This is a genomic window from Paraburkholderia caffeinilytica, from assembly GCF_003368325.1.
GTDB classification, from domain to species: domain Bacteria; phylum Pseudomonadota; class Gammaproteobacteria; order Burkholderiales; family Burkholderiaceae; genus Paraburkholderia; species Paraburkholderia caffeinilytica.
Map to the genome: position 1 here is coordinate 549,748 of NZ_CP031466.1, position 26,824 is coordinate 576,571.

General features: G+C 62.5%; 25 protein-coding genes and 1 pseudogene. 18 read left to right on the forward strand and 8 right to left on the reverse strand.

Going from position 1 to position 26,824, the window contains the following annotated elements; translation table 11 throughout:
* Positions 1-39 precede the first annotated feature (39 nt).
* The 6 genes from DSC91_RS02470 to araD all read left to right on the forward strand — a co-directional run bounded on the left by DSC91_RS02470 (position 40) and on the right by araD (position 7,321).
* On the forward strand, positions 40-984 hold the full coding sequence (locus DSC91_RS02470; protein ID WP_115776669.1) for an SMP-30/gluconolactonase/LRE family protein: 945 nt from the start codon (positions 40-42) through the stop codon (positions 982-984).
* 285 nt (positions 985-1,269) lie between these two features.
* On the forward strand, positions 1,270-2,439 hold the full coding sequence (locus DSC91_RS02475; protein ID WP_115776670.1) for an extracellular solute-binding protein: 1,170 nt from the start codon (positions 1,270-1,272) through the stop codon (positions 2,437-2,439).
* 151 nt (positions 2,440-2,590) lie between these two features.
* Positions 2,591-3,670 carry an ABC transporter ATP-binding protein gene (locus tag DSC91_RS02480; protein ID WP_115776671.1) on the forward strand — a complete coding sequence of 360 codons (1,080 nt, stop codon included), beginning with the start codon at positions 2,591-2,593 and terminating at the stop codon, positions 3,668-3,670.
* A complete protein-coding gene (locus tag DSC91_RS02485; protein ID WP_115776672.1) occupies positions 3,667-4,554 on the forward strand; it encodes an ABC transporter permease in 888 nt (295 codons plus the stop codon). Before DSC91_RS02480 ends, DSC91_RS02485 begins: the two co-directional genes overlap by 4 nt.
* Positions 4,554-5,489: an ABC transporter permease gene (locus tag DSC91_RS02490; protein ID WP_115776673.1), complete on the forward strand. Its 936-nt coding sequence runs from the start codon at positions 4,554-4,556 to the stop codon at positions 5,487-5,489. The genes DSC91_RS02485 and DSC91_RS02490 overlap by 1 nt, the downstream gene beginning before the upstream one ends.
* A 107-nt stretch (positions 5,490-5,596) precedes the next feature.
* A complete protein-coding gene (araD, locus tag DSC91_RS02495) occupies positions 5,597-7,321 on the forward strand; it encodes an L-arabinonate dehydratase (protein ID WP_115779652.1) in 1,725 nt (574 codons plus the stop codon).
* A 28-nt stretch (positions 7,322-7,349) separates the two neighbouring features.
* Here the strand turns inward: araD and DSC91_RS02500 are convergent, their stop codons facing one another.
* Together DSC91_RS02500 and DSC91_RS02505 are read right to left on the reverse strand one after the other, a co-directional pair.
* The gene (locus tag DSC91_RS02500) at positions 7,350-7,955 is read right to left on the reverse strand and encodes a short chain dehydrogenase (protein WP_115776674.1); all 606 of its coding nucleotides are present in this window, start codon (positions 7,953-7,955) and stop codon (positions 7,350-7,352) included.
* A 208-nt stretch (positions 7,956-8,163) separates the two neighbouring features.
* Entirely contained in the window at positions 8,164-8,616 is a 453-nt protein-coding gene (locus DSC91_RS02505) for a DUF3005 domain-containing protein (RefSeq protein ID WP_115779653.1), read from the reverse strand.
* Positions 8,617-8,964: 348 nt separating this feature from the next.
* Here DSC91_RS02505 and DSC91_RS02510 point away from each other — a divergent pair, with 348 nt between their 5' ends.
* Both DSC91_RS02510 and epsC read left to right on the forward strand, forming a co-directional pair.
* On the forward strand, positions 8,965-9,198 hold the full coding sequence (locus DSC91_RS02510; protein ID WP_063498620.1) for a hypothetical protein: 234 nt from the start codon (positions 8,965-8,967) through the stop codon (positions 9,196-9,198).
* A gap of 126 nt (positions 9,199-9,324) precedes the next feature.
* On the forward strand, positions 9,325-10,257 hold the full coding sequence (epsC, locus tag DSC91_RS02515) for a serine O-acetyltransferase EpsC (RefSeq protein ID WP_115776675.1): 933 nt from the start codon (positions 9,325-9,327) through the stop codon (positions 10,255-10,257).
* Positions 10,258-10,333: 76 nt separating this feature from the next.
* Here the strand turns inward: epsC and DSC91_RS37315 are convergent, their stop codons facing one another.
* Positions 10,334-10,471: a hypothetical protein gene (locus tag DSC91_RS37315; protein WP_162831319.1), complete on the reverse strand. Its 138-nt coding sequence runs from the start codon at positions 10,469-10,471 to the stop codon at positions 10,334-10,336.
* Between DSC91_RS37315 and DSC91_RS02520 the strand changes: the two genes are divergently transcribed.
* Positions 10,465-11,289: an AraC family transcriptional regulator gene (locus tag DSC91_RS02520; protein ID WP_115776676.1), complete on the forward strand. Its 825-nt coding sequence runs from the start codon at positions 10,465-10,467 to the stop codon at positions 11,287-11,289. The genes DSC91_RS37315 and DSC91_RS02520 overlap by 7 nt on opposite strands.
* Positions 11,290-11,858: 569 nt before the next feature.
* On the opposite strand, the gene DSC91_RS02525 is transcribed toward DSC91_RS02520, so the two are convergent.
* The 3 genes and pseudogenes from DSC91_RS02525 to DSC91_RS02535 all read right to left on the reverse strand — a co-directional run.
* Positions 11,859-12,374 (reverse strand): metal-dependent hydrolase, encoded by a 516-nt coding sequence (locus tag DSC91_RS02525; RefSeq protein ID WP_115776677.1) that lies wholly within the window; start codon positions 12,372-12,374, stop codon positions 11,859-11,861.
* Between the two features lie 143 nt (positions 12,375-12,517).
* A complete protein-coding gene (locus DSC91_RS02530; protein ID WP_115776678.1) occupies positions 12,518-13,024 on the reverse strand; it encodes a hypothetical protein in 507 nt (168 codons plus the stop codon).
* 140 nt (positions 13,025-13,164) lie between these two features.
* Positions 13,165-13,678 (reverse strand): annotated as a pseudogene (locus DSC91_RS02535) (porin); the annotation flags it as partial.
* A 622-nt stretch (positions 13,679-14,300) separates the two neighbouring features.
* Here DSC91_RS02535 and DSC91_RS02540 point away from each other — a divergent pair.
* Both DSC91_RS02540 and DSC91_RS02545 read left to right on the forward strand, forming a co-directional pair.
* A complete protein-coding gene (locus DSC91_RS02540; RefSeq protein ID WP_115776679.1) occupies positions 14,301-14,873 on the forward strand; it encodes a hypothetical protein in 573 nt (190 codons plus the stop codon).
* Positions 14,874-15,063: 190 nt separating this feature from the next.
* Positions 15,064-17,016, forward strand: coding sequence for a PhoX family protein (locus tag DSC91_RS02545; protein ID WP_115776680.1), 1,953 nt, complete (start codon positions 15,064-15,066; stop codon positions 17,014-17,016).
* Between the two features lie 30 nt (positions 17,017-17,046).
* Here DSC91_RS02545 and DSC91_RS02550 read toward each other — a convergent pair whose 3' ends face one another.
* Positions 17,047-17,481: a hypothetical protein gene (locus tag DSC91_RS02550; protein WP_115776681.1), complete on the reverse strand. Its 435-nt coding sequence runs from the start codon at positions 17,479-17,481 to the stop codon at positions 17,047-17,049.
* A 241-nt stretch (positions 17,482-17,722) separates the two neighbouring features.
* On the opposite strand from DSC91_RS02550, the gene DSC91_RS02555 reads away from it, so the two are divergent.
* The 6 genes from DSC91_RS02555 (at position 17,723) to ggt (ending at position 24,679) form a co-directional block, all read left to right on the forward strand.
* Positions 17,723-18,418: a CDP-alcohol phosphatidyltransferase family protein gene (locus tag DSC91_RS02555; RefSeq protein ID WP_115776682.1), complete on the forward strand. Its 696-nt coding sequence runs from the start codon at positions 17,723-17,725 to the stop codon at positions 18,416-18,418.
* A complete protein-coding gene (locus tag DSC91_RS02560; RefSeq protein WP_115776683.1) occupies positions 18,415-19,245 on the forward strand; it encodes a HalD/BesD family halogenase in 831 nt (276 codons plus the stop codon). The genes DSC91_RS02555 and DSC91_RS02560 overlap by 4 nt, the downstream gene beginning before the upstream one ends.
* Positions 19,242-20,261, forward strand: a complete 1,020-nt coding sequence (locus tag DSC91_RS02565; protein ID WP_115776684.1) for a flippase-like domain-containing protein — start codon at positions 19,242-19,244, stop codon at positions 20,259-20,261. The genes DSC91_RS02560 and DSC91_RS02565 overlap by 4 nt, the downstream gene beginning before the upstream one ends.
* 26 nt (positions 20,262-20,287) lie before the next feature.
* Positions 20,288-21,052, forward strand: coding sequence for a phosphocholine cytidylyltransferase family protein (locus DSC91_RS02570; protein ID WP_115776685.1), 765 nt, complete (start codon positions 20,288-20,290; stop codon positions 21,050-21,052).
* Positions 21,053-21,310: 258 nt separating this feature from the next.
* Complete coding sequence (locus DSC91_RS02575; protein WP_115776686.1) at positions 21,311-22,714, forward strand: MFS transporter; 1,404 nt, start codon at positions 21,311-21,313, stop codon at positions 22,712-22,714.
* A 231-nt stretch (positions 22,715-22,945) separates the two neighbouring features.
* Entirely contained in the window at positions 22,946-24,679 is a 1,734-nt protein-coding gene (gene ggt, locus DSC91_RS02580; protein WP_115776687.1) for a gamma-glutamyltransferase, read from the forward strand.
* Positions 24,680-24,872: 193 nt separating this feature from the next.
* Here ggt and DSC91_RS02585 read toward each other — a convergent pair whose 3' ends face one another.
* A complete protein-coding gene (locus DSC91_RS02585) occupies positions 24,873-25,919 on the reverse strand; it encodes a S1C family serine protease (RefSeq protein WP_115776688.1) in 1,047 nt (348 codons plus the stop codon).
* Between the two features lie 277 nt (positions 25,920-26,196).
* On the opposite strand from DSC91_RS02585, the gene DSC91_RS02590 reads away from it, so the two are divergent.
* Entirely contained in the window at positions 26,197-26,640 is a 444-nt protein-coding gene (locus DSC91_RS02590; protein ID WP_115776689.1) for a VOC family protein, read from the forward strand.
* The last annotated feature ends 184 nt before the right edge of the window (positions 26,641-26,824 follow it).

Below are 26,824 nucleotides of genomic sequence, written 5' to 3' on the forward strand. Positions count from 1 at the left end.
TTCGCTTTCCCCCCAACTTTCATCGTCCAGAACCTACGCATGACCGACACCAGCCGACGCTATCCCGATCCTTCCATTCGCGTGCTCGATCCGCGCTTCAAGTCGCTGATCCTGGCCTCCGCTTCAGTCGAGTGTCTGTATCAGGGCACGCGCTGGTCGGAGGGACCAGTCTGGTTCGGCGACGGCCGCTATCTGCTGTGGAGCGACATTCCCAACGACCGCATCCTGCGCTGGGACGAAACCAGCGGCGCGGTGAGCACGTTTCGGCAGTCGTCGAACAATGCGAACGGCCACACGCGTGACCGCCAGGGCCGCCTCGTCACCTGCGAGCACCTGACTCGGCGCGTCACGCGAACCGAGTATGACGGCTCGACAACCGTGCTTGCCGACCGTTATCGCGGCAAGCGCTTCAATTCGCCGAACGATGTGGTTGTGAAGTCGGACGGCTCGATCTGGTTCAGCGATCCGACCTTCGGCATCGACAGCTTTTACGAGGGCGAGCGGCAGGAGTCGGAATTGCCGGCGTGCGTGTACCGCATCGACGGCCAATCCGGCGAGGTGACAATGGTCGCCGACGACGTGCTGGGCCCGAACGGCCTCGCGTTTTCGCCGGACGAGTCGGTGCTGTACATCGTCGAATCGCGTGGCGAGCCGCGCAAGATTCGCGCGTTCGATGTCGACGGCAGCGGCGAGCGCGCCGCGCTGTCGAACAACCGCGTGCTGATCGACGCCGGCCCGGGCACGCCGGACGGCTTTCGCGTCGACACGCACGGCAATCTCTGGTGCGGCTGGGGCATGGGTACCGACGAACTCGACGGCGTGCGCGTCTTCACGCCGCAAGGCGAGCCGATCGGCCATATCGCGTTGCCTGAGCGTTGCGCGAACGTGTGCTTCGGCGGACGGCATCGCAACCGCTTGTTCATGGCGGCAAGCCACGGGTTGTATTCGCTGTATGTGAATACGCAGGGCGTTCAGGGCGGGTGAGTGCGTGGGACGTGCGCGCAGCCTGAATTCGCACTGCAAGCGCAGGTTGCCTGACAACCTGCTGCTCCACTTGTGCGCCAACTTCGGGTTTGCCCTTGGATGACACGTGCAAGCCGTTGAACTATAAGGATTCCCCGCCAGAATGGCCGATTTTTCGAGCAAAGCGTCGTAGCGAGCATTTGCTTGACATCGGCAGTTCCGCTTCGCTATGTTCCATTGGTAGAGAGACACCGCCAGCAGCGCATCTGGCCGGCGGACTTCCATACCAAGAAGCGAGGAGACGCAATGACTGTTTCAGGCAGGTTGGCGCTCAGGCTGGTGTCCGTATGTCTCGTGGCAAGCGCCGCATGGGGATCCACCGCGCATGCGGCCGATCCGGTAACCCTCAATATCGTCGACGTGGCCGGCGATCTTCAACTCACGCAGAAGGGTTTCGAGGCCTTCAAGGCGAAGTATCCGAATCTCGTCGCCAATCTCACGTTCACCAATGCGCCCGCGCCGCAGTTGCCCGGCAAGATCAAGGCGATGCAGGCCGCGGGCCGCTCCGATATCGATCTCGTCCTGACCGGCACCGACGCGCTGGCCGCCGGCATCGAGCAGAATCTCTGGATGAAGCTATTGCCGGACAATGCGGCGGCTTTTCCCGGCGTGCTCGACAAATACGCGCCCGGTCCGCGCAAGATGCAGGACCTCGCGCAAGGCTTCGGCCTCGAAGTCGCGTATATGCCGGCTGGGCCGTTGCTCGAATACAACCCCGCGAAAGTCAGCGATCCGCCCAAAACGCCTGAGCAACTCCTGCAATGGTGCAAGGCGCATCCGGACAAGCTGATCTACGCGCGGCCGGCGAACTCCGGTCCGGGCCGCACGTTCCTGATGGGTTTGCCTTACATACTCGGTGACAAGGACCCGCAGGACCCGATTCACGGCTGGGACAAGACGTGGGCCTTTCTCAAGCAGCTGAACGATTGCATTCCTTACTATCCCGGCGGCACCTCGGCGGTGATGAAGGAACTCGGCGAGGGCACACGCGACATGACCGTGACGGTGACCGGCTGGGACATCAACCCACGCGCGCTCGGCATCGTGCCGGCGGAATTCCGCGTGCAGGCATTCGACAACATGACGTGGGTGAACGACGCGCACTACATGGTGATTCCGAAGGGCGTGCCTAAGGAAAAACTCGACGTGCTCTACAAGCTGATGAATTTCATGCTCGATCCGGCGCAGCAGGCATTGACCTATGACGACGGTTATTTCTATCCCGGGCCGGCGATCAAGGGCATAAGCGTCGAGCAGGCGCCCGAGCACAGCCAGGATGTGTTGAAGAAATACGGCCGGCCGGAGTACGCGAAGCTGCTGACCGAGCGTCCGCATGTCTTGCCGCTGAATGCGACCGCGATGGTTGCGGCCTTCAAGAAGTGGGACAGCGATGTAGGTGCGCAGAAGACCAAATAGCCGCAGAACGAATTCGAGCGCGCGTTCGTTCGGTCCACTGACATTCGCGTGTCATGCACGCAGGAAATCGCGATGAAGCGTCACGCGCGTCTGTTCGATTCAGCTTTCGCGATACGCGTGTCACGCGTGCCACGCGTATCAGGAAACCGCCATGAAGCACCACTTTGAGCAGTTACGGCTCGATTCGGTCAGCCGCAGTTTCACGAACGCGGAGGGCCAGGCGGTCGCGGCATTGCAAGGGCTCGATCTGAATATCCAGCGCGGCGAGTTTGTTGCGCTGCTCGGACCTTCGGGTTGCGGCAAATCGACGGCGCTCAATTGCATCGCCGGGTTGCAACCGTTGAGCGGCGGCGGCATCTGGCTCGACGATAAACGCATCGACGTGCTGCCGCCGGAAAAGCGCGGCTTCGGCATGGTGTTCCAGAACTACGCGCTGTTTCCGCATATGAGCGTGCTCGACAACGTCGGCTTCGGATTGAAGATGCGTGGCGTCGGTAAGAGCGAGGCCGTGCGCCGTGCGCGTGAAGCATTGCAGCTCGTGCAACTGGTCGGTCACGAGCGCAAGCTGCCCGGACAACTGTCGGGCGGTCAGCAGCAGCGCGTGGCGATTGCGCGGGCGATCGTGATCGAGCCGCCACTGATTCTGATGGACGAACCGCTGTCCAATCTCGATACGAAACTGCGCATCGAAATGCGTGCCGAGATTCGCCGCATCCATAGCCAGCTCGAACGCGCGACGCTCTACGTGACGCACGATCAGGACGAAGCGCTGTCCATGGCCGATCGCATCGTCGTGATGAAAGAGGGCGTCGTGCAGCAGGTCGGCACGCCGAAAGAGGTCTACACGCGGCCACAAAATTTGCATGTCGCGCGTTTCATGGGTTATCGAAACGTAGCCGAATTCACGCTCGACGGCACGCAAGGCGATCGGGTCGCGGTGAGCGCGAACGGCGTGCGTCTGAGCGGCACGCCGATGGCCGGTTTCAACAGCCAACGCGTGAGCGTCGCGTTGCGCCCCGAGGATATGGAGCGCGCAACGCCTGGCGCGGAGAACGCCTTCGACGCGTTGGTGACCACCGTGGAATACGGCGGGCACGATTCGCTACTGTGGGTGAAGACCGCGTTCGGCGACTTGTGGGCGCGCATCGCGGGCGAATTCGTAGAGGGCGAACGCATCAGCCTGCGCGTGCCGCCGTCAAGCACGCTCGTGTACGACGGAGAGGCTGCATGAACACGCCCACGCTGTCGCCGCCACGCGCACCCCTTGCACCGCGCGACGCCAAAGCGTGGCTGGTCGCGCCGGCCTTGATCTTCATCGTCGCGTTGTTCATCTATCCGTTTGCGTATGGTTTGGTGCTGTCGTTCCGGCCGATGAACGGTGGCGGCCTGTGGGCCAACTATCTGACGTTCTTCACCGACACGTCGATGTGGCCGACCATTCTCGTCACGCTCAAGCTCGCCGTGCCGGCGACGCTGATCAATGTGGGCGTGTCGGTTCCGGTGGCGTTCGCGCTGCGCCGCCATTCGCCCTATCAGAAACTCGTCACGACGCTGCTGGTGATTCCCGTCACGCTCGGCACCGTGCTGATCGCCGACGGCATGCTCACGTACTTCGGACCGAACGGCTGGTTTCCGCAGGCGTTGCACGGATTGCATCTCTACACCCGTGAAGTGCGTCTGACGCATAACTTCTGGGGCGTGCTGATCTCGCTGATCGTGTCGGGTTTTCCGTTCGCGTTTCTGCTGACCCTGTCCTACGTGACCGGCATCGATCCGACGCTCGCGAGCGCTGCCGCCACGCTCGGCGCGAGTCCATGGCAGCAATTCCGCCGCATCTATTTGCCGCTGCTGGTGCCGGGTTTGACGATGGCCGCCTGTTTATCGTTCGTGCAGGCGTTCTCGGTGTTTCCATCGGCGGTGTTGCTCGGCGCGCCCGCGGGCCCGACGCGCGTGATGTCGATTGCGGCAGCCGAGGCCGCGTTCGAAAGCTACGACTATTCGCTGGCTTCGGCGATCGCGATGGTGATGGGCTTCGTGCAACTGCTGGTGGTCGCCGCGATGCTGGGCGCGCGCCGTTTCTTCTACAGCGGTCCGACGACGGGAGGCAAAGGCTGATGGCTAGCGATCGCCATGCCGCGCATCCATCGTGGTCCGCGTCCGTGTCCGCGTCAAAGGAAAACAACGACGGCGCCGGGCAACCCGGCAAGCGCGTGAAACAGCGCGCCAGCGTGTCCGGCCGCATCTGGCACGTGCTGGTACGGGGCGCGATGGTGTTCTTTCTCGCCAACGTGGCGTTGCTGATTGCGACCGTCGCGGTGAATTCGGTGGCGACGCGCTGGTTCGGCACCTTGTTGCCGCAAGGCTTTACGCTGCATTGGTACGGGCAGGCGTGGAGCGATTTCCAGTTGGCGAGCGTGTTGTGGGTCACCGTTGAAGTGGTCGGCGCCGTGGTGATGTTGTCGGTTGTGCTCGGCGTGCCCGCGGCCTATGCGCTCGCCCGCGTGCAGTTCCGCGGCAAGCGCACGGCGATGCTGATTTTCCTGTTGCCCCTGATGGTGCCGCCCGTGACTTACGGCATTCCGATGGCGACCGCGATGTACAAGATTGGCCTCGCCGGCACGCTGGGCGGCGTGATTCTTGCGAATCTCGTGCCGGCGTTGCCGTTCGTGATCCTCGTGATGACGCCGTTCATCGAGCAGATCGATCCCAATCTCGAAGCGGCGGCGCGTATTTTCGGCGCGAACACGTTTCGATATTTCCGCTACGTGCTGCTGCCCTTGCTGGTGCCCGGCATGCTGGCGGCCGGGCTGCTCGTGCTGGTGCGCACCATCGGCCTGTTCGAACTGACGTTCTTCACGGCGGGTCCCGCGACGCAAACGCTCGTGGTCGCCTTGTACTACGCTGTATTTTCAACCGGCGTGCGCGCGCCGCAATCGATCGACGCGATGGCGATGATTTATATGGCGATCACGTTGATCTGGGTGCTGATCGCGCTGCAATTCGTCAGCCCTACGCAGATCGTTTCGCGCGTGAAGGAGCGGGAGCGCTGAGGCGTTGGATCGCGGCAGCACGCCGCGCAGGACGGCCCCCGCCTCGCAGGAAATCCCCATTGCTGTGAGGAGAGTGGCGAACGGCGCAAGACATCGTGGAGCAGACGTTGACGAAGAGAAAGAACCCTGAAGAACTGCGTAGCCACCGCTGGTACGGCGTGAACGATCTGCGTTCGTTCGGCCATCGCTCGCGTACCGCGCAGATGGGCTATAGCCGCGAGGAATACGCGGGCAAACCGGTGATCGCGATCCTCAACACATGGAGCGAGATCAACGCTTGCCACACGCATTTCAAGCAACGCGTCGAGGAAGTGAAGCGCGGCATCTGGCAGGCAGGCGGCTTTCCGGTCGAACTGCCCGTGCAGACGCTCTCCGAGCCGTTCCAGAAGCCCACTACGATGCTCTATCGCAACTTCCTCGCGATGGAGGCCGAGGAGACGCTGCGCTCGTATCCCGCCGACGGCGTCGTGCTGATGGGCGGATGCGACAAGACCACGCCCGCCTTGCTGATGGGCGCGATCTCGATGGATCTGCCGGCGATCTTTCTGCCCGCTGGGCCGATGCTGCGCGGCAACTGGAACGGCGTCACGCTCGGCTCCGGTTCGGACGTCTGGAGGTACTGGGCCGAGTTGCGAGCGGGGACCATCACGGAAGAAGACTGGCAAGGTGTGGAGGGCGGTATCGCGCGCTCGCCGGGACACTGCATGACGATGGGCACTGCGTCGACCATGACGAGCGCGGCCGAAGCGCTCGGCTTTACGTTGCCAGGTTTCGCCTCCATTCCCGCGGTGGATTCGCGGCACGCGCAGATGGCGGCGAAGACCGGCATGCGTATCGTCGAGATGGTGTGGGAGGATCTGAAGCCATCCGACCTGATCACCGCCGGCTCGATCGACAACGCCGTGACCACCTGCCTCGCGCTCTCTGGTTCGACCAATGCGATCGTGCACATGATTGCGCTCGCGCGCCGCGCGGGCGTCGAATTGACGCTCGACCGCTATGACGAAATTTCGCGTCGCACGCCGGTGCTGGCGAACGTTCGTCCGACCGGTGCGTATCTGATGGAGGATTTTTTCTACGCGGGCGGGTTGCCGGCCATGCTCGCCGAACTGGGCGACCTGATCGACCGCTCGCAGAAAACCGTGAACGGCCGCACGCTCGGCGAGAACCTCGAAGGCGCGACGATTTTCAACGACGAGGTGATCCGCCGGCGCAGCGCGCCGCTTCTGCCCAACAACGGCCTCGCGGTGCTGCGCGGCAATCTCGCGCCCGACGGCGCCGTGATCAAACCCGGCGCCGCCGAGCCGCGGTTGCTCGTGCATACCGGCCGCGCGGTGGTGTTCAAGGACTACGACGACATGACCGCGCGCATCGACGACGAAGCGCTCGACGTCGACGAGACCTGCGTGATCGTGCTGCAGCATGCGGGGCCGGTGGGTGCGCCAGGCATGCCCGAGTGGGGCCAGCTACCGATCCCGCGGAAGCTGCTGCAAAAGGGCGTGCGCGATATGGCGCGCATCTCGGACGCGCGGATGAGCGGGACGAGCTACGGCGCGTGCGTATTGCACGTTGCGCCGGAGTCGTTTGTGGGCGGTCCGCTTGCGCTGGTGCAAAGCGGCGATCTGATCGAACTGGACGTGCCGCGGCGTAACCTCAACATGCTCGTACCGGCGGAAGAGCTGGCGCGCCGCAAGGCCGCCTGGGTCAGGCCCGAGCCGCGGTTTACGCGCGGCTACGGGGCCTTGCACCAGGCGCACGTGCAGCAGGCGAACAAAGGCTGCGACTTCGATTTCCTGCAGCGCGGCGGCGCGCAGACGGGTGCAACCGGCTAGCCGGACATTCACGGAGCTTTCTGAAGGCTCAATACCCCACGCGATACACTCGGCCCGTTTGCGCGCCTTCCACGCTGCGCAGGTAAGCCTGCGCAGCACGTTCGGCGGTGACAGGTTCGAAGCCGCGGAAGTAGGGCGCATAAGCATCCAGCGCTTCAGTCAGTACCGTCGGGCTCACCACGTTGATGCGGATGCCGCGCGGCAATTCGATCGCGGCGCCGCGCACGAAGCCTTCCAGGGCCAGATTGACGGTGGTTGCATTCGCGCCTTCGCGAATCGGTTCGTCGCCGAGAATGCCGCTTGTCAGCGTGAACGAGCCGCCGTCGTTCACGAACCGCTGGGCGCCCAGCACCACGTTGATCTGACCCATCAGCTTGTCGCGCAGACCGATCCAGAATTGCTCGGCGCTCATCTCCGGCAGCGGGCCGAAATGCAGCTTGCCGGTGGCGGTGACGACGCCGTCGACCTTGCCGATCTCGCCAAAGAGCCGCTCGATGCTCGCCGGGTCGGTGCTGTCCACGCGATACTGGCCGCGCGTCGCCCCCACTTCGATGACTTCATGACGCGCTTTCAATGCCGCGCTCACCGCTTGGCCGACCATGCCGGTCGCGCCAATTACGACAATTTTCTTCATCTGCTGCTCCATTCGGTATTGAAGGTGCACTCGATTGTGTCGGCGTTCGACGGACGGAAAAAGCCTGTTCGGCTTGCAGGTCCTGCAACCCTGAGTTTCTAATCAATGCGCGGAATGCGCACCGTCATTCAAACGGTGCGCACTTTGGAATGGACTGATTAATCGGCGCGAGCGGCATAATTCAAACGCATACGCGGCGCGCGAATATTTATTTCGCCCGATGTAATTCGATCACGCGAGCGGGTCGCAGGTGATTGACGGCGTAATGAATGCGGCCACGTTCGCGACGGCTGCGGATCGAGCGCGATTCGTCGAACGGATCGTCTTCTGAATCGACGCCCTGCGGATCGACCATGCCTTTGTCGATCACCGTGCAGCCGGGTTCGAGCGCCAGCAGCGGATGATTGCCGCCAACCCGGCTGTCGAAGCCGGCCATGCCGTCCTGCGCCTCCGGCACGCTGTTGACGAGGGTCGCGTTGGAGGTGGTGATCTCGTCCGGCGAGATCGGGCTGTAGCCGGCGATGCGGGCGGCCTCGAGATTCTTGCCGTCGGTGTCGACCGTGCTGTCGTGCGTGCGGTCGTTGTGCAGTTCCGTCGTGCTCGGGCCGGTGGTGCGTGGCTGTTTGCCGGCGTCTGCCGGCGTGTTGATATCGCTGTTCATCATGCATTCTCCATTGAGAGGACATGGTTGAAGTGCAGCAAAACCCGTTCCGCCTCGCACAACATCTTTGTGCGTGTGAGGTGTGCCGCGGTTGCCTCGCAGTTTATGTGCTGTGACTATGTGCGGTGACATATGCAATGACATATGCGGGCATTTCGCGTGGCGATTGCGTCCGCGATTCTTTTCGTTTTTTTTAATGGACGCCCATTTTCTACAGAGTATGATCTTACTCCGACGAGCGAAGCGCGGTTAAATTGAAGGCATGCGTCCGGCTGTTTTCACGTGGCCGGCAACGAACAGACGCGCGCTACTCAAAACATCTTACGAGGCCGTCAGGGCGGGTGACACATGCATTTCGATGCTGCATTCACACATCGCGGCTACTTGCTGAATTGCGCGCCGGCGCGCGCGGGCGATGGCACTTGGCAACCTTATGTGGTCATCTCCCGCTCGAGCGACGGCGAACTGGTCGCCAACCGTTTTTTCCCCACCGACTTGCGTTTTCCTGACGAAGCCACCGCTATCGCGCACGCGCGCGACTGGGCCGTGCGCTGGATCGATGCGAGCAGCGTGACCATCTGACGCGCATTCGCCCTGCGCGGACGGGCTACCGGCCGGCTTGACGGCGCCGCGCGGGACATGGCAAAACGCGGTAATCTCTTGGGACAATCACTCTGAACCGTGCTTGTCGCGCGGCGCTGTCCTTTTATGCCTAATGTGCCTTCCCACAACTGGGGTCTCGAACAGATCGTCGCGGACTTGCGTGCGTCGCGTGAAGAATTGCACCGCACGCGGCATCCGCTCGGCATTCGCGAACTGCCGTCGCGCGACGCGGTGATCGCCATTGTCGCCGGCCTGCGCGCGGCGCTGTTTCCCACGCACTACGGCGCGCCCGATCTAACCGACGAAACGGTCGACTACTACGTCGGCCACACGCTCGAAAGCACATTGCGATTGCTTGCCGAACAGATTCGCCGCGCCTTGCGCTTTCTGCCCGAGTTCGGCGAAACGCCCGATGCGGATCTGAAGGAGCGCGCATTCAATGTCGCGCGAGAGTTCGGCACGCAGCTGCCGGGTATTCGCGCGTTGCTGGTCAGCGATATCCAGGCCGCTTTCACCGGCGACCCGGCCGCGCAGCACATCACCGAAATTCTGCTGTGTTATCCGGGCGTATGGGCGATGACGCACCATCGTCTTGCGCACGCGCTGCATCGCCTCGGTGTGCCTTTGCTCGCGCGTTTCATCAACGAGATCGCGCACTCGGCGACCGGCATCGACATTCACCCGGGCGCGACTATCGGCCCGAGTTTCTTTATCGACCACGGCACCGGCGTCGTGATCGGCGAGACCGCGATCATCGGCGAGCGCGTGCGCGTCTACCAGGCCGTGACGCTTGGCGCGAAGAGCTTCGCCGCGGATGTCGACGGCACGCTGGTCAAGGGCAACGCGCGCCATCCGATCGTTGAAGACGACGTCGTGATTTATGCCGGCGCGACGATTCTCGGCCGCGTGACGATCGGGCGCGGCTCCGTGATCGGCGGCAATGTGTGGCTTACGCATAGCGTGCCGCCGGGCAGCAGTGTGTCGCAAGGCAAGATCCGCGAGAGTGAGCGCACGGGCACGGACGAGGCGGGCGGTTGATGGGCGGGCCGGCTCACGTGTCACCTCGCGCCCAGCAGTGGGGCTTGGCGCGCGTGCCGCGCTGCGGTTCGACGCGTCATTCGTCGCGCGTTTCACCGTGCGCCTCCTCGCCCTCCGCTTCGCCAGATATGCCGCCATGCAACTCGCCGCGCAGGTTCGCGCGTGTTGTGCCGCGCGGAACGCCTGTTGACTTCTGAGAGGCGATCCATGTCATACGGCCGCGTTCATATGCCTCGTTGCGCGATTGCCGGCGTCGAAGCGACGGTGGCCGAAACGGCGCATTCGTTTCCGCGCCATTCGCACGATCGCTTTGGCGTGGGCGTGATCGTTGCCGGCGGGCATCGATCGTCGAGTGGGCGCGGCGTGGTTGAAGCGCGGGCGAGCGACGCGATCATGGTGAATCCGGGGGAGGTGCACGACGGCAGCCCGCTCGACGAGCGCGGACGTGCATGGCGCATGTTGTATTTCGAACCGTCGATGCTGAGCGATGTCGCGATCGAGTTGAGCGACGTGGCCACACGCGAGATCGAACTGACGCAACCGGCGATCCACGATCCGTTGCTGAAGATGCTATTCGAGCGCCTGTTCGCGGTATCGGTGGAAGCGCAATGCGTGCCGGACGACCTGGTGCGAGAGGAGGCGATGCTCGCGTTGCTTGGGTATCTGGTTCGCACTCACGCGACCACGCATGCGCGCTCGCGATTGGCACAGCCGTTGGGCCCGATTGCCCGAGCGCGGGCACGCATCGACGATGACCCTTCGTCACCGCTCACGCTAACCGACCTTGCTGCCGACGCCGGCGTGAGCCGCTTCCAGCTGCTGCGAGCCTTCGCGCACGAGACCGGCTTACCGCCGCACGCATACAGGATGCAGCGCCGGGTGATGCTTGCGAGACAACTGATCGCACGTGGCGCGACGTTGGCGGATGCAGCTGCCGCGGCGGGGTTCGCCGACCAGAGCCACATGACCCGAGCGTTCGTGCGATTACAGGGGATCACGCCCGCCAACTACGCGTCCGCGAAGCGACGCTAGGCAAAAAACCCGCCGCTGGTTTGATGAAGTACTCATCGGCGCGCGCAGCGCCGCCGGAAGAATGACACCCTTGTCACAAGCGCGGGCAGGAGCACGAGCACAGCCGACGGCCCCCACCACACTGAACCGAAGCCGAGGGTTTCCCATGCAGACCCGTCCGCGACGCACGCAGTGCGGAGTGGGAGCTGATGAGTCCCTTGTCACAAGCATATGCAGGTGCACGAACACAGATTCCAGATGCACCACTACCGTGTGCGAGCTACGGTGCCCACTTAGCATTAGCGGTTTGAGCTGCTTTCTTTTGCCTACTTTTCTTTGCAGCCGGCAAAGAAAAGTAGGTGCCTGCCCCGCACAGGGGCAAACGCTAATAGACCACGAAGAAATCAAGGAAAGGCACTGTCGCAAGCGTGCGGACAACGAGCACCTCACAGACGAACGGGACAAGAAAAGGCCCCACCGCAAGCAAGCGGACAACAACCACCTCGCACACGAACAACACAGAAAAAAAGCCAACGCTGCAGGCACAAAGACAACAAGCAGACAACAAGCGCCGCAGGCACAAAGCACCCCTACCCCATCCTCAAAAACCTCAAAACCGAAACCCCATGCACACCATGCAACCAAACATGCTCACCAACAAACCACGCCACAACCCACGAACCCGCGACAACAATCAAATCACAGTGCCCACTATTCCAAAGATTCAACGAATGCCGCCCAGCAACCCAGGGCACCCCAAGCGGATTAGGCCAATCGGCGAGTAAATGCATCAACCCACCACAAGCAAACCCAAACACCGGCGCAGCATAGATAGAATGCCCAAGCCAATGATAAGAACCCGCGAGCAACGCGACCCACCCCACACCCCAATGCGTCAACGTACGATGCGTGATCCACAGCCTTCGCGCGCGTGACCACCACGCCACCTCCAGCCAGTCCGGCGCCGTACTCCCCGCCACTCCGGCGATGAAACTCAACAACACGCCGATATGAAACGAACCACCGCCGCTGACGCGCGCGACAACCGCCGCGGCGATAACGCCAGCCGCAAACCCAGTCGCGTGATGTGCTTTGTTGGATGCCATCGAACCTCACGGCGCAGCGCGCCGGATAAAAGCCAAGGGGCGGCTATGTTCGCAGATGAACAGATAAAAAAATAGCCGACACACGAGATAAAAATTCGCGCATCGGCGTGGCTTTCGACAACGTAGCGATGTGACCAGAAAACTCAGGTCGCACAGCGCGCAATATCGAAGCGCATTTCCGATTCTGGCGGATCGTCAGGTGCATTCGCGGGATGCATCACCTTGATGACCGAGCCGGCGTTTGACGGCGTCAGCGTGACGAAATACGAGTTGTTCGAATCGGCGCCGACAGCGATCTCGGTCGCGTTGCCTACGTGCGACATCCGCACGCGTGAGAGCTTGTTTTCGAGGCAATCGGCGATATAAGCAGGCGCGCGCTGTGAAGACACGTACATCATCGGCTGGGACGCATCGCGGGCGGGGCCGCTGGAGGAACCGCAGGCAGCGACAAAGGCGGTGATGGCGGCAGCAGAGGTAAGCAGGAGAAGTCTTTTCATGGTCTGATCGTCGGCGTCCCCGATCGTGCACGGGAACTTGGGGCGCGGGCGAAGCGCGACGCGACTGAGCGCAACGTCATGCTTCGCGACGAAGCCGCCGTTCAACCGCAACGACGTTACGGCAAGGAAGGCAACGGGTCCCAGTATACCCATCGCGCGCTTGAGCCGTCACCACGGCTACGTCGAAACGTAAGGACGTAAGCCGCATGAAAAAACCACGCGTGATCGTGCCACGCGCGGGTTCAGCTGCAGAGCGGACCGGTACGCCGCCCCGCATGTGCCACCAGAAAAACTCAGAAGCGATGATGCAGGCCGACGGCCGCGGCAACCTGGTTGCCGGTCGACGACGGCGCCAGCGTGTTGATCGCCTCCACGTTCGCACCGAAGTTGCCGAGTTCGCCCGATGCGTGCTGGTACACGCCTTCGACGTATACATCGGTGCGCTTGCTCAGCGAGTAGTCGCCTTGCAGCGACACCGTGTGCCACTTTGGATCGCCCGAGCCGTTCGAGCCGGACATCTTGCCGTCGGTGAACGTGTACGACGCGGCGAGGCTCAGGGCCGTTGTCGTACGAAGCGCCGACGCTCCATGCGCGGTTGTTCGAGAACTGGCCGGCCGAATTGCTGAAGCCGTACAGGCCGCCGAATTTCAGGCCGGCGTAGTTCGCGCTCGTGTACTTCACGGCATTCCTGATCGAGAACGAGTTGTCCAGATTGTCGTTGTCGAACGGGTGAGCGGCGAGATTATTGCCATAGCCCGCGCCCGCTTCGGACAGCGGCGCCAGGTAGTCGACGACGGAGTCATACTGGCTAACTCCGGGACAGTGCGTAGAGAATCGCATTCCAGTGCTGACAGCCGATTCCGCCGGCTGCCTGACGATCCGCTGCGAAGTGTATGCCTGCTATTTATATTTTTAAGCGTGTATGGCGCAACAATGCATTTTCTAATTCGCAATGGAGAATAGGGAATTGTGTAAGTGCGGATAAATAGAGGAAAAAATATTTATGTGGGATGGCGCTGTAACTATTTGTCAAATTGTGAGTGTTGCCGCATCGCGACGTTCCCGCTGCGTCATATTCAGTAAGGATTTGAGCGGATCGTTGCGCGGACCTCGATTCACTCCGATTTCTGCAATGCACTCTTTCAATTCCCGTGGTCTATCCAGGCGAATTGCAGTTCTACAATTCGGTTCACCCTCTGACCAAGGGTGCTTTTTTCATTTTTTATACGCGGCTTTCGGGCCGCGTTTTTTTGGAATTATTTATGGTCGATTTATAAGTTCCCGCAAGTGACGAAACGCACTGTGCCGATTGACGAAGAGCGTGCCCTGGCTTGTCCGTTCGTCAGAGGGCCGCATTCGGCGGGGGTGGGGCGGGTAGAATCGCAGGCTTGAGATGTGTTTCCGCCCCGCGAACGTGAGTAAACCTGTAATGACCGATACCTCCCTTCCATCGTCCGACACCGCTGCTGACTCCCCGACGGAAGGTGCGCCCGACATGCACGAAACCCCGCTCGAGCATCTGGAAGAAGCGCTGCCCGAAACCCAGCACGAAGACCGCCTGTGGCGAGACGACGGCTGGACCGCACGCGTCATCAAGAACGAAGACGATGAAGGCTGGGCCGTCGCAATGATCAAGGACGGCGAAGCGGAACCGGCGCTCGTCGGCCCGTGGACGATGGGTCGCAACAAGAAGGATCCGAAGCCGCTCGACACGTCGGCGTTCAACACGCTGGTCAAAACCGCGTCCGAGGTATTGCGTCGCCATGAGCAGCAACTGCGCGCCCAGTTGCATAAGGAAGTGCGCGTAGCCAGCGCGGACGGCAGCGGCGAACTCGACATCACGCTCGACATCGTTCCCGATGAAGACGAACCGTACGCGCTGCTGACCGCGCTCGACACATTCGGCGAACAGATCGCGCAAGTGCAGGTCGCGCCGAACTTCAAGCTCAGCAAGGCGAGCGCCGCTGCGTGGGTCGAAAACGAATTCCGCCGTCCGGGCTAGATCGGCTGTGGCAGAGGTCGGCTAACGAACAGCCGAATTAAATATTACTAAAGCCTGTCAATATACTTTCATATTGACTTCATAGAATCCTCGCGTCATAGCGGCGCGAGCGTGAGCCATGCGGTTCCGGGTCTGAGTGCGTGCCGGCTGTGCCTTCACCCACGCTACCCAAACCCTGGATCACGACAACATGGCAGAGCCGTTCGACCCTTCCCGCCGCAAGGCCCTGAAACTACTCGCCGGTGCGCCGATGCTGCCGTTAGGCGGCCTCGCAACGGCGTCGATGCTGACCGCGTGCGGCGGAGGCGAGGAACTCGCGACGCCGGTCAAGCCCGTGGCCAACTTTGTCTCGGCGGCGTTCAGCGGCATGGCCGCGCCGACGCTGGCGGACCCCGCCGCGATGGCGAAAACCACGGTCGGCTCGATGCTCTCCGTGCAACTGAGCGACGGCAGCAGCCGTACCTTCAGGCTCGCTTACCAGCCGTTCTTCGTCACCGGCGACATGGTGCCGAGCATCAAGGGCGGTACGATCCTGGCCGGCGGCTATTTCGACATCAACAATCAGCCGGTCTTCGATAAATCGGTAGCGGGTAAAGAACGCCAGTTCTATTCGGACTGCCCGGACGGCAGTTCGCTAATCCGCCTCGACAAACCCACGGTGAAGGGCCTCAAGGGCAATGCGGTATTCGCGGTCGTGCAGTTCGAATACACGACCCGCGATCAGAGTCTGAAGTCGATGTACGGCCAGTTGCCGTCGCCGATCGCCGTGCTCACACTCGATCAGGACCCGGCCACCGGCAAGCTGGCACTGGTGGGCTACCACAACGTCGATACGTCGAAGGCGCATGGCTTGTGGATCACCTGCGGCGCGAGCCTGTCGCCGTGGAACACGCATCTGTCGAGTGAAGAGTACGAGCCGGACGCCACGACGATCGCAACCAACAGTCAGTTCAAGGGCTTCAGCCGCAGCCTTTACGGCGACGAAACCACCGCCAATCCCTATCACTATGGCCATCTGCCGGAAGTCACCGTCAATCCCGATGGCACCGGCACGATCAGGAAACACTACTGCCTCGGCCGCATCTCGCACGAACTGATTCAGGTGATGCCGGACAAGCGCACCGTACTGATGGGCGACGACGCGACCAACGGCGGCCTCTTCATGTTCATCGCCGATCGTGTGGCCGATCTGTCGGCGGGCACGCTATACGTCGCGAAATGGACGCAGGTGTCGTCGAGCGGCGCGGGCGCGGCAACGCTTTCCTGGATCAATCTGGGCCACGCGACCAGCGACGAAATCGAGGCGCTCGCCAACCAGCTGAGCGCGAGCAACATCATGGACGTCGCGACTAGGGACCCGGCCGATTCGACCTACACGAAGATCAACTACAACGGCACTTTCAACTGGGTGCGCGTCAAATCGGGCATGACCAAGGCGGCGACCTTCCTCGAAACGCATCGCTATGCGGCGTTGGCGGGCGGCAGCATGGGGTTCACGAAGCTCGAAGGCACGACGGTCAATATCAAGGACAAGGTGCTGTATTCGGCGATGTCGCGCATCGAGAAATCGATGGTGCGCGGCCATGCCGCATCGACCGAGGTCGCCGTCGACAAGGCGATCAACGCCGGCGCGGTTTACGCGCTGAACATGAAGGGCGGCCAGCGCGACCGCAGCGGCGGCGCGATCAACAGCGACTGGGTGCCGGTGGACATGGCCGCGCCCGCGGCGCTGGTCGGCGAGGATCTATCGTCCGCCGACGCCCTCGGCAACACGGCGAACCCGGAGCGCATCGCGAATCCGGACAACCTCAAGTTCTCGGAGAAATTGCGCACGCTCTTTATCGGTGAAGACAGCGGCATGCACGTCAACAATTTTCTGTGGGCTTACAACGTCGACACGAAGACGCTGGCACGTGTGTTGTCCTGTCCCGCGGGCGCGGAGTCGACCGGCCTGCATGCAGTCGACGAAATCAACGGCTGGACGTATGTGATGAGCAACTTCCAGCATGTCGGCGATTGGGAAAGTCCGTTGCACGACAAGGTCCAATCGACCCTTGATCCGCTCGTGCGGGCGAACTATAAGGACCGCTTCGGCGCGACGGTGGGATATCTCACGGCCGACCCGGCGGGGATCAGGCTGTAGGGGACGAAAGGGGTAGCGCGACCCGCTGCCTCAACTCCGCTTGCAGAAAATCGCCGTCACAAGCGGCGCAACCCGGTGCACGATCGCCGTGCTGCCAGCCTCGGCGAGCGCGTTCTGGACCTTGGATTCGCCGCCGAATACCACGACGCCATACGCGGAGCGGGCCACGGGTTCACCGTCGCCGACGCGGAACATTGGATCGTCTTTTTCGTAGCCGACCACCGCGAAAACGTGAAAGCCAAATGCGGTCAGGTCGGCGCCCTGCGCCGGCGAAAACGCATTGATGGAATTGCTTTCGACCCGCATGGGCTTCGGATCGATCATCTGCTGCTGGGCAAGATCGGCAATGAACTGATGGCCGCTCTCATTGCAGATGAGCGGTGCGTCGAGGGCGGCAGCATGACTGCCGAGCGGCAGCACGGCAGCGGTCAGCGCAAGGAGTACAGACGAAAAGAAGTGTTTCATATACGTGAAAGTCGACCCGCGTTCGATGTAGTGAGTTCGCAACGGGCGGCGGCGCTGTGCCGCGCGCCGGAAAGGCATTGCGCATCGAAGTGGTTCGGCGTGACAGGCGCAACTGGATTCGCACTTTAACGCGATTCGGCACATCTTGCGCAGTGGCTGACACGCACCGGCAACAATGTGTCCTTAAGAAAACGTTAAGGAACGAAGCAAGCTTTCGCGATCCCGTATATATTTCCGGGTTATGAATTCGCGACCAACAATTCCAATTAACGTTCCGGCCCCCAGAACATGGGATGCGAGGCTCGCCCGCCGACTAGTCACGCCGCTCGTCAACACCTGGGTCACGCCGAATCATCTGACCACGCTGCGCCTGCTGATCGGGCTCGCCGGCGCGCTGTGTCTCGCCCATGGCGGATTCGCCTGGATCAACGCGGGCGCCTTCCTGATCGTGCTGTCGAACTTTGTCGACCATACAGATGGTGAACTTGCGCGCATCGGCGGAAAGTCGAGCCGGATCGGTCATTTTTACGATCTGGCTTGCGATGCGCTTGTGACCGTCATGTTGTTCGTCGGCATGGGTGTCGGCACGACGCATGTCGGCTCATTGAAAGTTTCACCCGGCTGGCTCGGTGCCATGGCGGGTGTTGCGGTCGCGCTGATCTTCTTCCTGCGCATGCGTATCGAGGAGATGGCGGGCAAGGCAGGCACGAAGCAGGCGTCGGTGGGCGGTTTCGAAACTGAAGACGTGCTGTACCTGCTGCCCATCGTCACGCTGACAAGCGTCGTCATGCCGTTCGTGGTGGTCGCGTCGATCGGCGCACCGCTCTTTGCCGTCTGGGTGGTGATCGATTACTGGCGCGTCACGCGCCGCGCCGCACGCCCGGCGGCCGCCCCCGTCAAGGCGTCTGAAACCAGTCAAGTGTGGGCCAGTGAATGAGTATGCACGCCGAAAACGACGTGATCGCTCCGACTTCCGTTGAACGTTCGCCGGCCTCCTTGTCGACCACGCCGGCCGCGCCTGCGCCGAATGCCGACCGCGCCGTGGCGAGCCGCACGCGCGCGCTCGACACCCGCCGTCTCTCAAAAGACTTCGTCGATCAGGGCGCGTTCCTGTATCTGGACGATTTCCTCGCGCCCGACGTGACCGCCCAACTCGTGCAGAGCGCGCGCGGCCTCCTCGACGAAGTGAACCGCAACTATCTGCCGGGCCACAAGCAGGGCGGCAGCGTCAGCCGTCATACGATCGACCGTCTTGCGCCGTTCATCGCCGAACTGTATCGCTCGAAGGAACTGATCGGCTGGCTCGAGCAACTGAGCGGCGACAAGCTGCAGGTGTCGCCCGCGGACGATCCGCATGCCTATGCGCTGTACTACTACACGCGGGCCGGCGACCACATTGGCTGGCACTACGATACTTCGTACTATGACGGCCGCCGCTATACGCTGCTGCTCGGCGTGATCGACGAATCGTCATGCCGGCTCGATTACGAATTGCATACGCGTAATCCGGACGTGCCGGATCAACCCGGCTCGGTGCAGATTCCGCCGGGCGGCCTCGTATTTTTTGACGGCGACACGCTGCGTCATCGCATCACGCCGGCCGGCGCAAACGAAATGCGCGTGTCGCTGACCTTCGAATACGTCACCGATCCGAACATGCGGCCGTGGCGCCGTTTCATTTCGAACATGAAGGACGCGATCGCGTACTTCGGCTTCCGCCAGGTTTTCCGTCAGATGGCAAAACGCGGCAAGGACCGCGCATGACACGCGCGGCCCTGATTCTGCTGTCGATCGGGACGGCGCTCTTTGTCGGCCTGCTCGCGTGGCAGGGCTTCGGCTCCGTGGCCTCGGCACTGACCGCGGCAGGCTGGGGCCTCGTGCTGGTCGCGGCGTTTCACCTCGTGCCGCTGGTGCTCGACGCCGGCGCGATCTCGGTGCTGTTCCAGCGTCAGCGCGACGGTGTGCATCAGGAAGCGACGGTGCGCGACGCCTTGTTCGCACGCTGGATCGGCGAATCGGTGAATAGCCTGTTACCGGCCGGCCAGATCGGCGGCCCGGTGGTGATGGTGCGGCAATTGTCCCAGCGCGGCATGCGCATGCGTGACGCGGCCGCCGCGATTACGGTCAGCACCACGGCTCAGGCGCTCGCGCAAATCGTCTTCGCGTTGCTCGGGCTGCTGCTGTTTGGCGCGTACGCCGCGCACGGCGCGCTTCACGATCTGCGAACCGCCACACTCATTGCCACCGGCGTGCTGGGCGCGATGATCGCGGGCTTCTATTACGCGCAGCGGCGCGGCCTGTTCGGCCGTTTGCTGGGCGTGGTTTCCAAGGTGTTCGGCAAGCGTGACTGGTCGTCGCTGATGACGCGCGCCGAAGCCGTCGACGCCGCCGTGCAGGCGATCTACCGCGAGCGCGGCCGCGTCGCGGCAAGCTTCGCGTTGAGCCTGGTGGGCTGGATCGTCGGCACGGTCGAGGTGTGGCTCGCGCTGCGCTTGCTCGGCCATCCGGTCGACTGGGTCGACGCGCTCCTGCTCGAAAGTCTCGGCCAGGCGATTCGCGGCGCGGCGTTCATGATCCCGGGCTCGCTCGGCGTGCAGGAAGGCGGTTATCTGCTGCTCGCCCCGCTCGTGGGTTTGCCGCCGGACGCAGCGCTGGCGTTGTCGCTCGCCAAGCGCGCGCGTGAAATCCTGCTCGGTTTGCCCGGCCTGCTGGTTTTGCACTTCAGCGAACGAAGCTGGCAACGGCGGCGCGCCACCGCGCGCGTGCCGGTTGTCGATTAATCTCCGAATTTTTTAAAGGACTGCGCATGCGCGCCATCATCCTCGCAGCGGGCCTCGGCCTGCGTCTTCAGCAACCGCCGCAGGCACAGTTCCCGAAGTGCCTGTTGCAGTTCGACGGCATGAGCCTGCTCGAACGGCATCTGCAAATGCTGGAAACCGCCGGCGTGACCGACGTCGTGCTGGCACTCGGTTTTCAGCCGGAATCGGTGCAGGCGGAACTGGCGCGGATCAACTGGCCGCATAAGGTGGAAACCGTGCTGAACCCGCGTTACGACCTGGGCAGCGTGCTGACGGTGCATACGGTGGCCGAGGCGCTGACGCGCGGCGGCGACGTGCTGCTGATGGACGCCGATGTGCTCTACGACGAGCGCATTCTGAGCGCGCTGGTGAAAGGCGAATCGGTCAACCGCCTGTTGATCGACCGCGATTTCGAAGCCGGCGACGAACCCGTCAAGCTGTGCCTGCAAGACGGCGTGCCGGTCGAATTGCGCAAGCAGCTCGCCGTCAATCTCGAGTACGACACCATCGGCGAATCGGTGGGCTTCTTCCGCTTCCGCCAGGAAACCGCGCAACGTTTCACGCAGATCGTCGCGGGCTATGTGGATAGCGGCCGGGCCAACATGCCGCACGAAGAAGCGGTGCGCGACCTGCTGCTCGAGCGCAGCCAGGTGTTCGACACGGCCGACGTGACCGGCGCGCCGTGGATCGAGATCGACTTCCCGAACGACGTTGCTCGCGCAAGCACCGAGATTCTGCCGCAACTGCAACCGCTGGTCAGTGCGTCGCGTTAAGTCCTGCTCCTGAATCGCCGCTGTATTGCATGGTGAGCCGGCTGCATGCCGGCTCTCTATCGCGTCGCTTCCTCTCCGTTCTTTTACTCCTGGTTTGCGTGGCCCGTGCTGCCTCGTTGCGCGTGCAACGATTAGCCGCCGCGGAGTGGCGCGCCGTTATCGCGAGTACGAAAAGGCTTCGGCTAACAACATCTGTTGTCGATGCGATGCCATAATCGCAGCTTTACACCGACGGCTTTGCAACCCGTCGTCATGCCAATGCCTCTTGCTTTAGGCGCTTTTATCGTTCCACTGATCGTCGCGTGTGCGATGTTCATGGAAAACGTGGACGGCACGGTCATCGTGACGTCGCTGCCCGTTCTGGCGCGCGATCTCGGCCAGGATCCCATCACCCTCAAGCTTGCCGTGACGGCTTACGTCATCGGCCTCGGCGTCTTCATTCCGATTTGCGGCTGGGTCGCCGACCGCTTTGGGTCTCGCACCGTCTTTCGCACCGCGATCGGCATCTTCATGGCCGGCTCGCTGATGTGCGCGGCGTCCACGTCGCTCGGCACCTTCGTGGTCGCGCGCTTCGTGCAAGGCATCGGCGGCGCGATGATGGTGCCGGTGGGACGCATCATCATCTTTCGCTCGGTGCCCAAGTCGGACTTCATTCGCGCGGTCAACTATCTGACGGTGCCCGCGCTGCTCGGGCCGGTAGTCGGGCCGCCGCTGGGCGGCTTCATCACGACGTACCTGCATTGGCGTCTGATTTTCTTCGTCAACATTCCAATCGGCCTGCTGGGCATCTGGCTCGCGAACAAGCACATCGCCAACGTGCGTGAAGCGCATCCCGGCCGGCTCGACTGGACCGGCTTCGTGTTGTCGGCGAGCGGGGCGTCGCTGTTCATGCTGGGACTCTCGCTGGTGGGGGGCGAACTGGTGTCGAACACGGTGTCGGTCGGCATGTGCGTGATCGGCGTGCTGCTGCTGGCGGCGTACGTGCTGTACGCGAACCGCGTCGAATTGCCGGTGCTCGATCTGCGGCTGTTGCGCATTCCGAGTTTTCACGCGAGCGTGGTGGGCGGCTCGCTGTTCCGCATTGGCCTCGGCGCGGTGCCGTTTCTATTGCCGCTTGCGTTGCAGGAAGGTTTGGGCATGACGGCGTTCAAGTCGGGATCGATCACCTGCGCGTCCGCGTTCGGCTCGATCTTCATGAAGGCGGCCGCGTCGCGCATTCTCGGCCGGTTCGGTTTTCGCACGGTGCTGATGTTCAATGCCGGTTGCGCGGGTCTGGCGATTGCGATCTACGGCTTGTTCTTTCCCGGCACGCCGCATTGGCTGATCTGGTGTGTGGTGCTGTTCGGCGGCTTCTTCCCATCGTTGCAATTCACTTCGTTGAATACCTTGGCCTATGCGGATATTCCGAGCCGCGACGTCGGCCGCGCGACGAGCGTGGCGAGCGTGATCCAGCAGATTTCGTTGGGACTCGGCGTGACGATTGCCGGCATCGTGCTGCAAATCTCGCATAACGCGCAGGGTCATTCCGCTATCGTGTTCTCCGACTTCTGGCCGGCGTTCCTCGTGGTCGGCCTGTTTTCGTTCCTGTCGATTCCGGTGACCGCGCGCCTGCCGCATGGTGCCGGCGATGAAATCGCACGCGGCAGCCGCGGGAGCGCCTGAGTGTTCAATGCGCGCCGCGCGACGTCTTGTGACGCGGTGCATTAACCGCGCGCAATGCCGCTTCGAATAACGCTACTCGCGACAATTAGCGTTATTAAACTGGGCAATTTTTGTGTGCCGCAGCATGCACCAAATGCGTGCAAAAGCTTCGCAATCGCTGGAACGGCATGTTATAAGCCGAAGGCAGCTTTCGTTATCGTCAGATGAAAAAGTCGTCTTGGGGGATATCCAATGAAGTTGTTTCACAACGCCAAGCCGTCCGTTAGCGGACTTGCGCTGGTCGCACTCATCTCTGTTTCAAGCGGTTTTCTCGAAGTCACGCCGGCCTTTGCCAAAGCACCCGCGAAAGCGCAGCCGGCGATTCTCACGGCGTCCGCCATTGCGGTCGCCGACAAGTACAGCGCCGACGCCGCAGAACAGATTTTCAAGGAAGGCGGTAATGCGGTCGACGCGGCAGTCGCGATTGCCTTCACGCTTGCCGTGACGTATCCGGAAGCGGGCAATATCGGCGGCGGCGGGTTCATGACGCTGTATGTCGACGGCAAGCCGTACTTCCTCGACTATCGCGAGCGTGCCCCGCTGGCCGCGACGAAGAGCATGTACCTCGACGACAAGGGTGAAGTCATCAAGGGCATGAGCCTGTCCGGTTATCGCGCAGTGGGTGTACCGGGCACCGTCGACGGCATGTGGCAAGCGCAGCGCCGCTTCGGCAAACTCAAATGGAAGCAGGTGATCGCACCGGCAATTCACTACGCGCGCGACGGCTTCGAGGTCAGCGAGCAATTGCAGCAACGCCGCGACGACGCCGCGAAAGACTTTGCCGGCAAGACCAACTTCGACACCTACTTCGGCAACCTGAAGCAGGGCGTCAACTTCAAGCAACCGGATCTCGCCGCCGTGCTGCAGCGCATCTCGGATCAGGGAGCGAAAGACTTCTATTCGGGCAAGACGGCTGATCTGATTGCAGCGTCCATGCGCGGTCACGGTCTGATTACGAAGGCCGATCTGCAGCAGTACAAGGCGGTGTGGCGTGAGCCGATCCAGGCGGACTGGAACGGCTATCGCGTGATTACCGCGCCGCCTCCCAGCTCGGGCGGCATCGGTCTCGTGCAGTTGCTGAAGATGAAGGCCGACATTGCGCCCGACTTCAAGGACGTCAAGCTCAATTCCGCGCAGTACGTGCACCTGATTGCTGAAATCGAGAAGCGCGTGTTCGCCGATCGTGCGCAGTATCTCGGCGATCCGGACTTCTACAAGGTGCCGGTCGCGCAACTGACCGACGATGCGTATATCGCCAGGCGTGCCGCTGAAGTCAATCCGAACTCGCCTACCGATACGAAGAGCATTCAGGCCGGTCTCGGCACGTCGATGCCGGAGAAAGCGGAAACCACGCACTTCTCGGTGATCGACAAGTGGGGTAATGCCGTGTCGAACACGTACACCATCAACGGCTACTTCGGCTCGGGCGTGGTGGCCGATCGCACAGGTATCGTGCTGAACGACGAGATGGACGATTTCTCCGCGAAGCCGGGCGTTGCGAACCAGTTTGGCGTGGTGGGCAGCGACGCGAATTCGATCGATCCGAAAAAGCGCCCGTTGTCCTCGATGAGCCCGACGATTCTGACGAGAGACGGCAAGGTGTCGCTCGTGATCGGCACGCCGGGCGGCTCGCGCATCTTCACGTCGATCTTCCAGGTGATCAACAACGTCTACGACTTCAACATGCCGTTGCAGGAAGCTGTGGGCGCGATGCGTTTCCATCACCAGCTGTTGCCGCCGAACACGATTTTCTGGGAGCCGTACAAGCCGATCGACGGCGAGCTCGCCAAGCAGATCGAAGCCAAGGGCTACAACCTGAAGGGGCAGGATTTCAGCGGCGACATCCAGGCGATCAAGGTGAATGGCGATACGCCGGAAGCCGCAGCCGATCCGCGCGGTCGTGGTGTGACGCGAGTGATCCAGTAAGCGTTTGGCCTGAATCGTTCAGGTGCATCGTAGCGGCGCATCTTTGCGGATGCGCCGCATGTAAAGAAAGCCTCGCGCTCAACCGGGCGCGAGGCTTTCTTTTTTATCCCCGAAATTGACCGGGCGTGAGAGATCGTTTATCCCCGGGCTCGCTTGAGCGCGAGGCGTTTGCCGCCGCAGGTCGTCGAGCGGATCAGCTTGTCTGCTCGACGGGCGTCAAGGTCAATTCGAGCCGTTGCGCGCCACGCAGCACGGTCATGTTGACCGGCTTGTCGATACGCGACACATCGAGCGTGCGTTGCAGGCTATCGACGTCTTGGACGGCAAGCGCATCGATCGCGACGATCGTATCGTCGGTACGCAGACCGCCAAGCGCGGCCGGGCTGCCTTTGACGATTTCCATGACATGCACGCCGCTCTCCGAACTCAGGCCGAAATAGCGCTGCATGCGGCGCGATAGCGGTCTCGTGGTGCCCGCCACGCCGATGTATGCGCGCCGCACGCGGCCGTGCGCGAAGATCTGCATGATGACCCACTTGGCCGTATCGATCGCGGTGGCGAAGCAGATCGCCTGCGCGCCGGGAATGATCGCGGTGTTCACGCCGATCACCTGACCAGCCGAATTGATCAGCGGGCCGCCCGAATTGCCGGGATTGAGCGCGGCGTCCGTCTGGATCACGTCGTAGATCATGCGGCCCGAATTCGAGCGCAGCGAGCGGCCGAGTGCCGAGACCACGCCGGTCGTCACGGTTTGCGCGAGGCCGAGCGGATTGCCGACCGCGATGGCGATCTGGCCAACCCGCAGCTTCGACGATTCGCCGAGTTCGACGTGCGGCAACGGCTCCGGCGAGCCGATGCGCAGGACGGCCAGATCGCTGCCCGGGTCGTCGCCGACCAGATCGGCGTCGAATTTCGCGCCGTCGGCGAGCGTCACCGTGATATGCGTGGCGCCGTGCACGACGTGGCTGTTGGTGAGCAGATAGCCGTCGGGCGTGAACAGAAAACCCGAACCGGTGCCGCCGCGCGCGCCGCGGCTGTCGCGCCCGGAAGGCGCGCCGGGCAGCCGGCGTTCGACGGCAATGAAGGCGACCGCCTGCTGAACGCGTTCCAGCGCGCCGATCACGGTGCGGGAATAGGTGTCGAGCAGGGCGTCGTCGGATAGAGCGTTATGTGGATCGGACCCGGGGGCGTCGGATGCGGCGCGCGACAGGTGATCGATGAAGCGTGGACGGCTTCCCATGGCGATGCTCCGGAGGGACGGGAATCCAGATGCGGGGCGGCGGACGGGTTTTCAAGTGCGGGCGGGGCGGCGTGCGCGAGGCTGCTTGTGAGACACTTTCAAGTGTGTCGGCCCACGCCGAAGCGGGAGTCGGGGAGTCGGGGAGTCGCTACCCTGGCTGAGGCGCCGGCCAACGCCCGGGTCAATGTCGGCGCCAATGTCCACGCGTTTTGCCGCAGCGCTCGGGCAGATGCCACGCGAACCCGCCAGGCGCCGCCGTGCCAAGGAGACAGCCACCATGAACTCACCCGCCACGTCAGGCACAGCCGCAGCCTCCGCCTCGTCGAGTGCAGCGAGCGCGCCGACCGACTCGACAGAGCCAACCGGGCCGCGCATCGAGTCCCTCAGCGCCATCACGCTCGCCACCCGCGATATGCCGCGCGCCGTGCTGTTTTACGAAGCGCTCGGTTTTCCGCTCAGATTCGGCGGTTCGCAGGAAGCATTTACCTCGTTTGCATTCGGCGGTTCGTACCTGAATCTGATCGTCGATACGCGCGCGCCAGTCAACTGGTGGGGCCGCGTGATCATGTATGTCTCGGACGTCGACGCGCTCTACCGGAAGGCGCTGGCGGCGGGATTGAAACCGTCGCTCGAACCGTCCGATGCGCCGTGGGGCGAGCGCTATTTCCACATTACCGATCCCGACGGCCACGAACTCAGCTTCGCGAAGCCATTGCGTTAGCGCCCGGCGGTCGCGCTAAACTCGCTATCGTGGATGGCCATCAGGCGCACAAGCCGCCAGTGAGCACTCGAAGCCCGATGGCGTTGCTGCCGTGCCGGTAACACGGCTGACACTTGGCGCTTCGATAATCGACCCCGTTCGCGACGCGCATGCGCCGCGCGCCTAACTATTTCCGCTGCCAGGA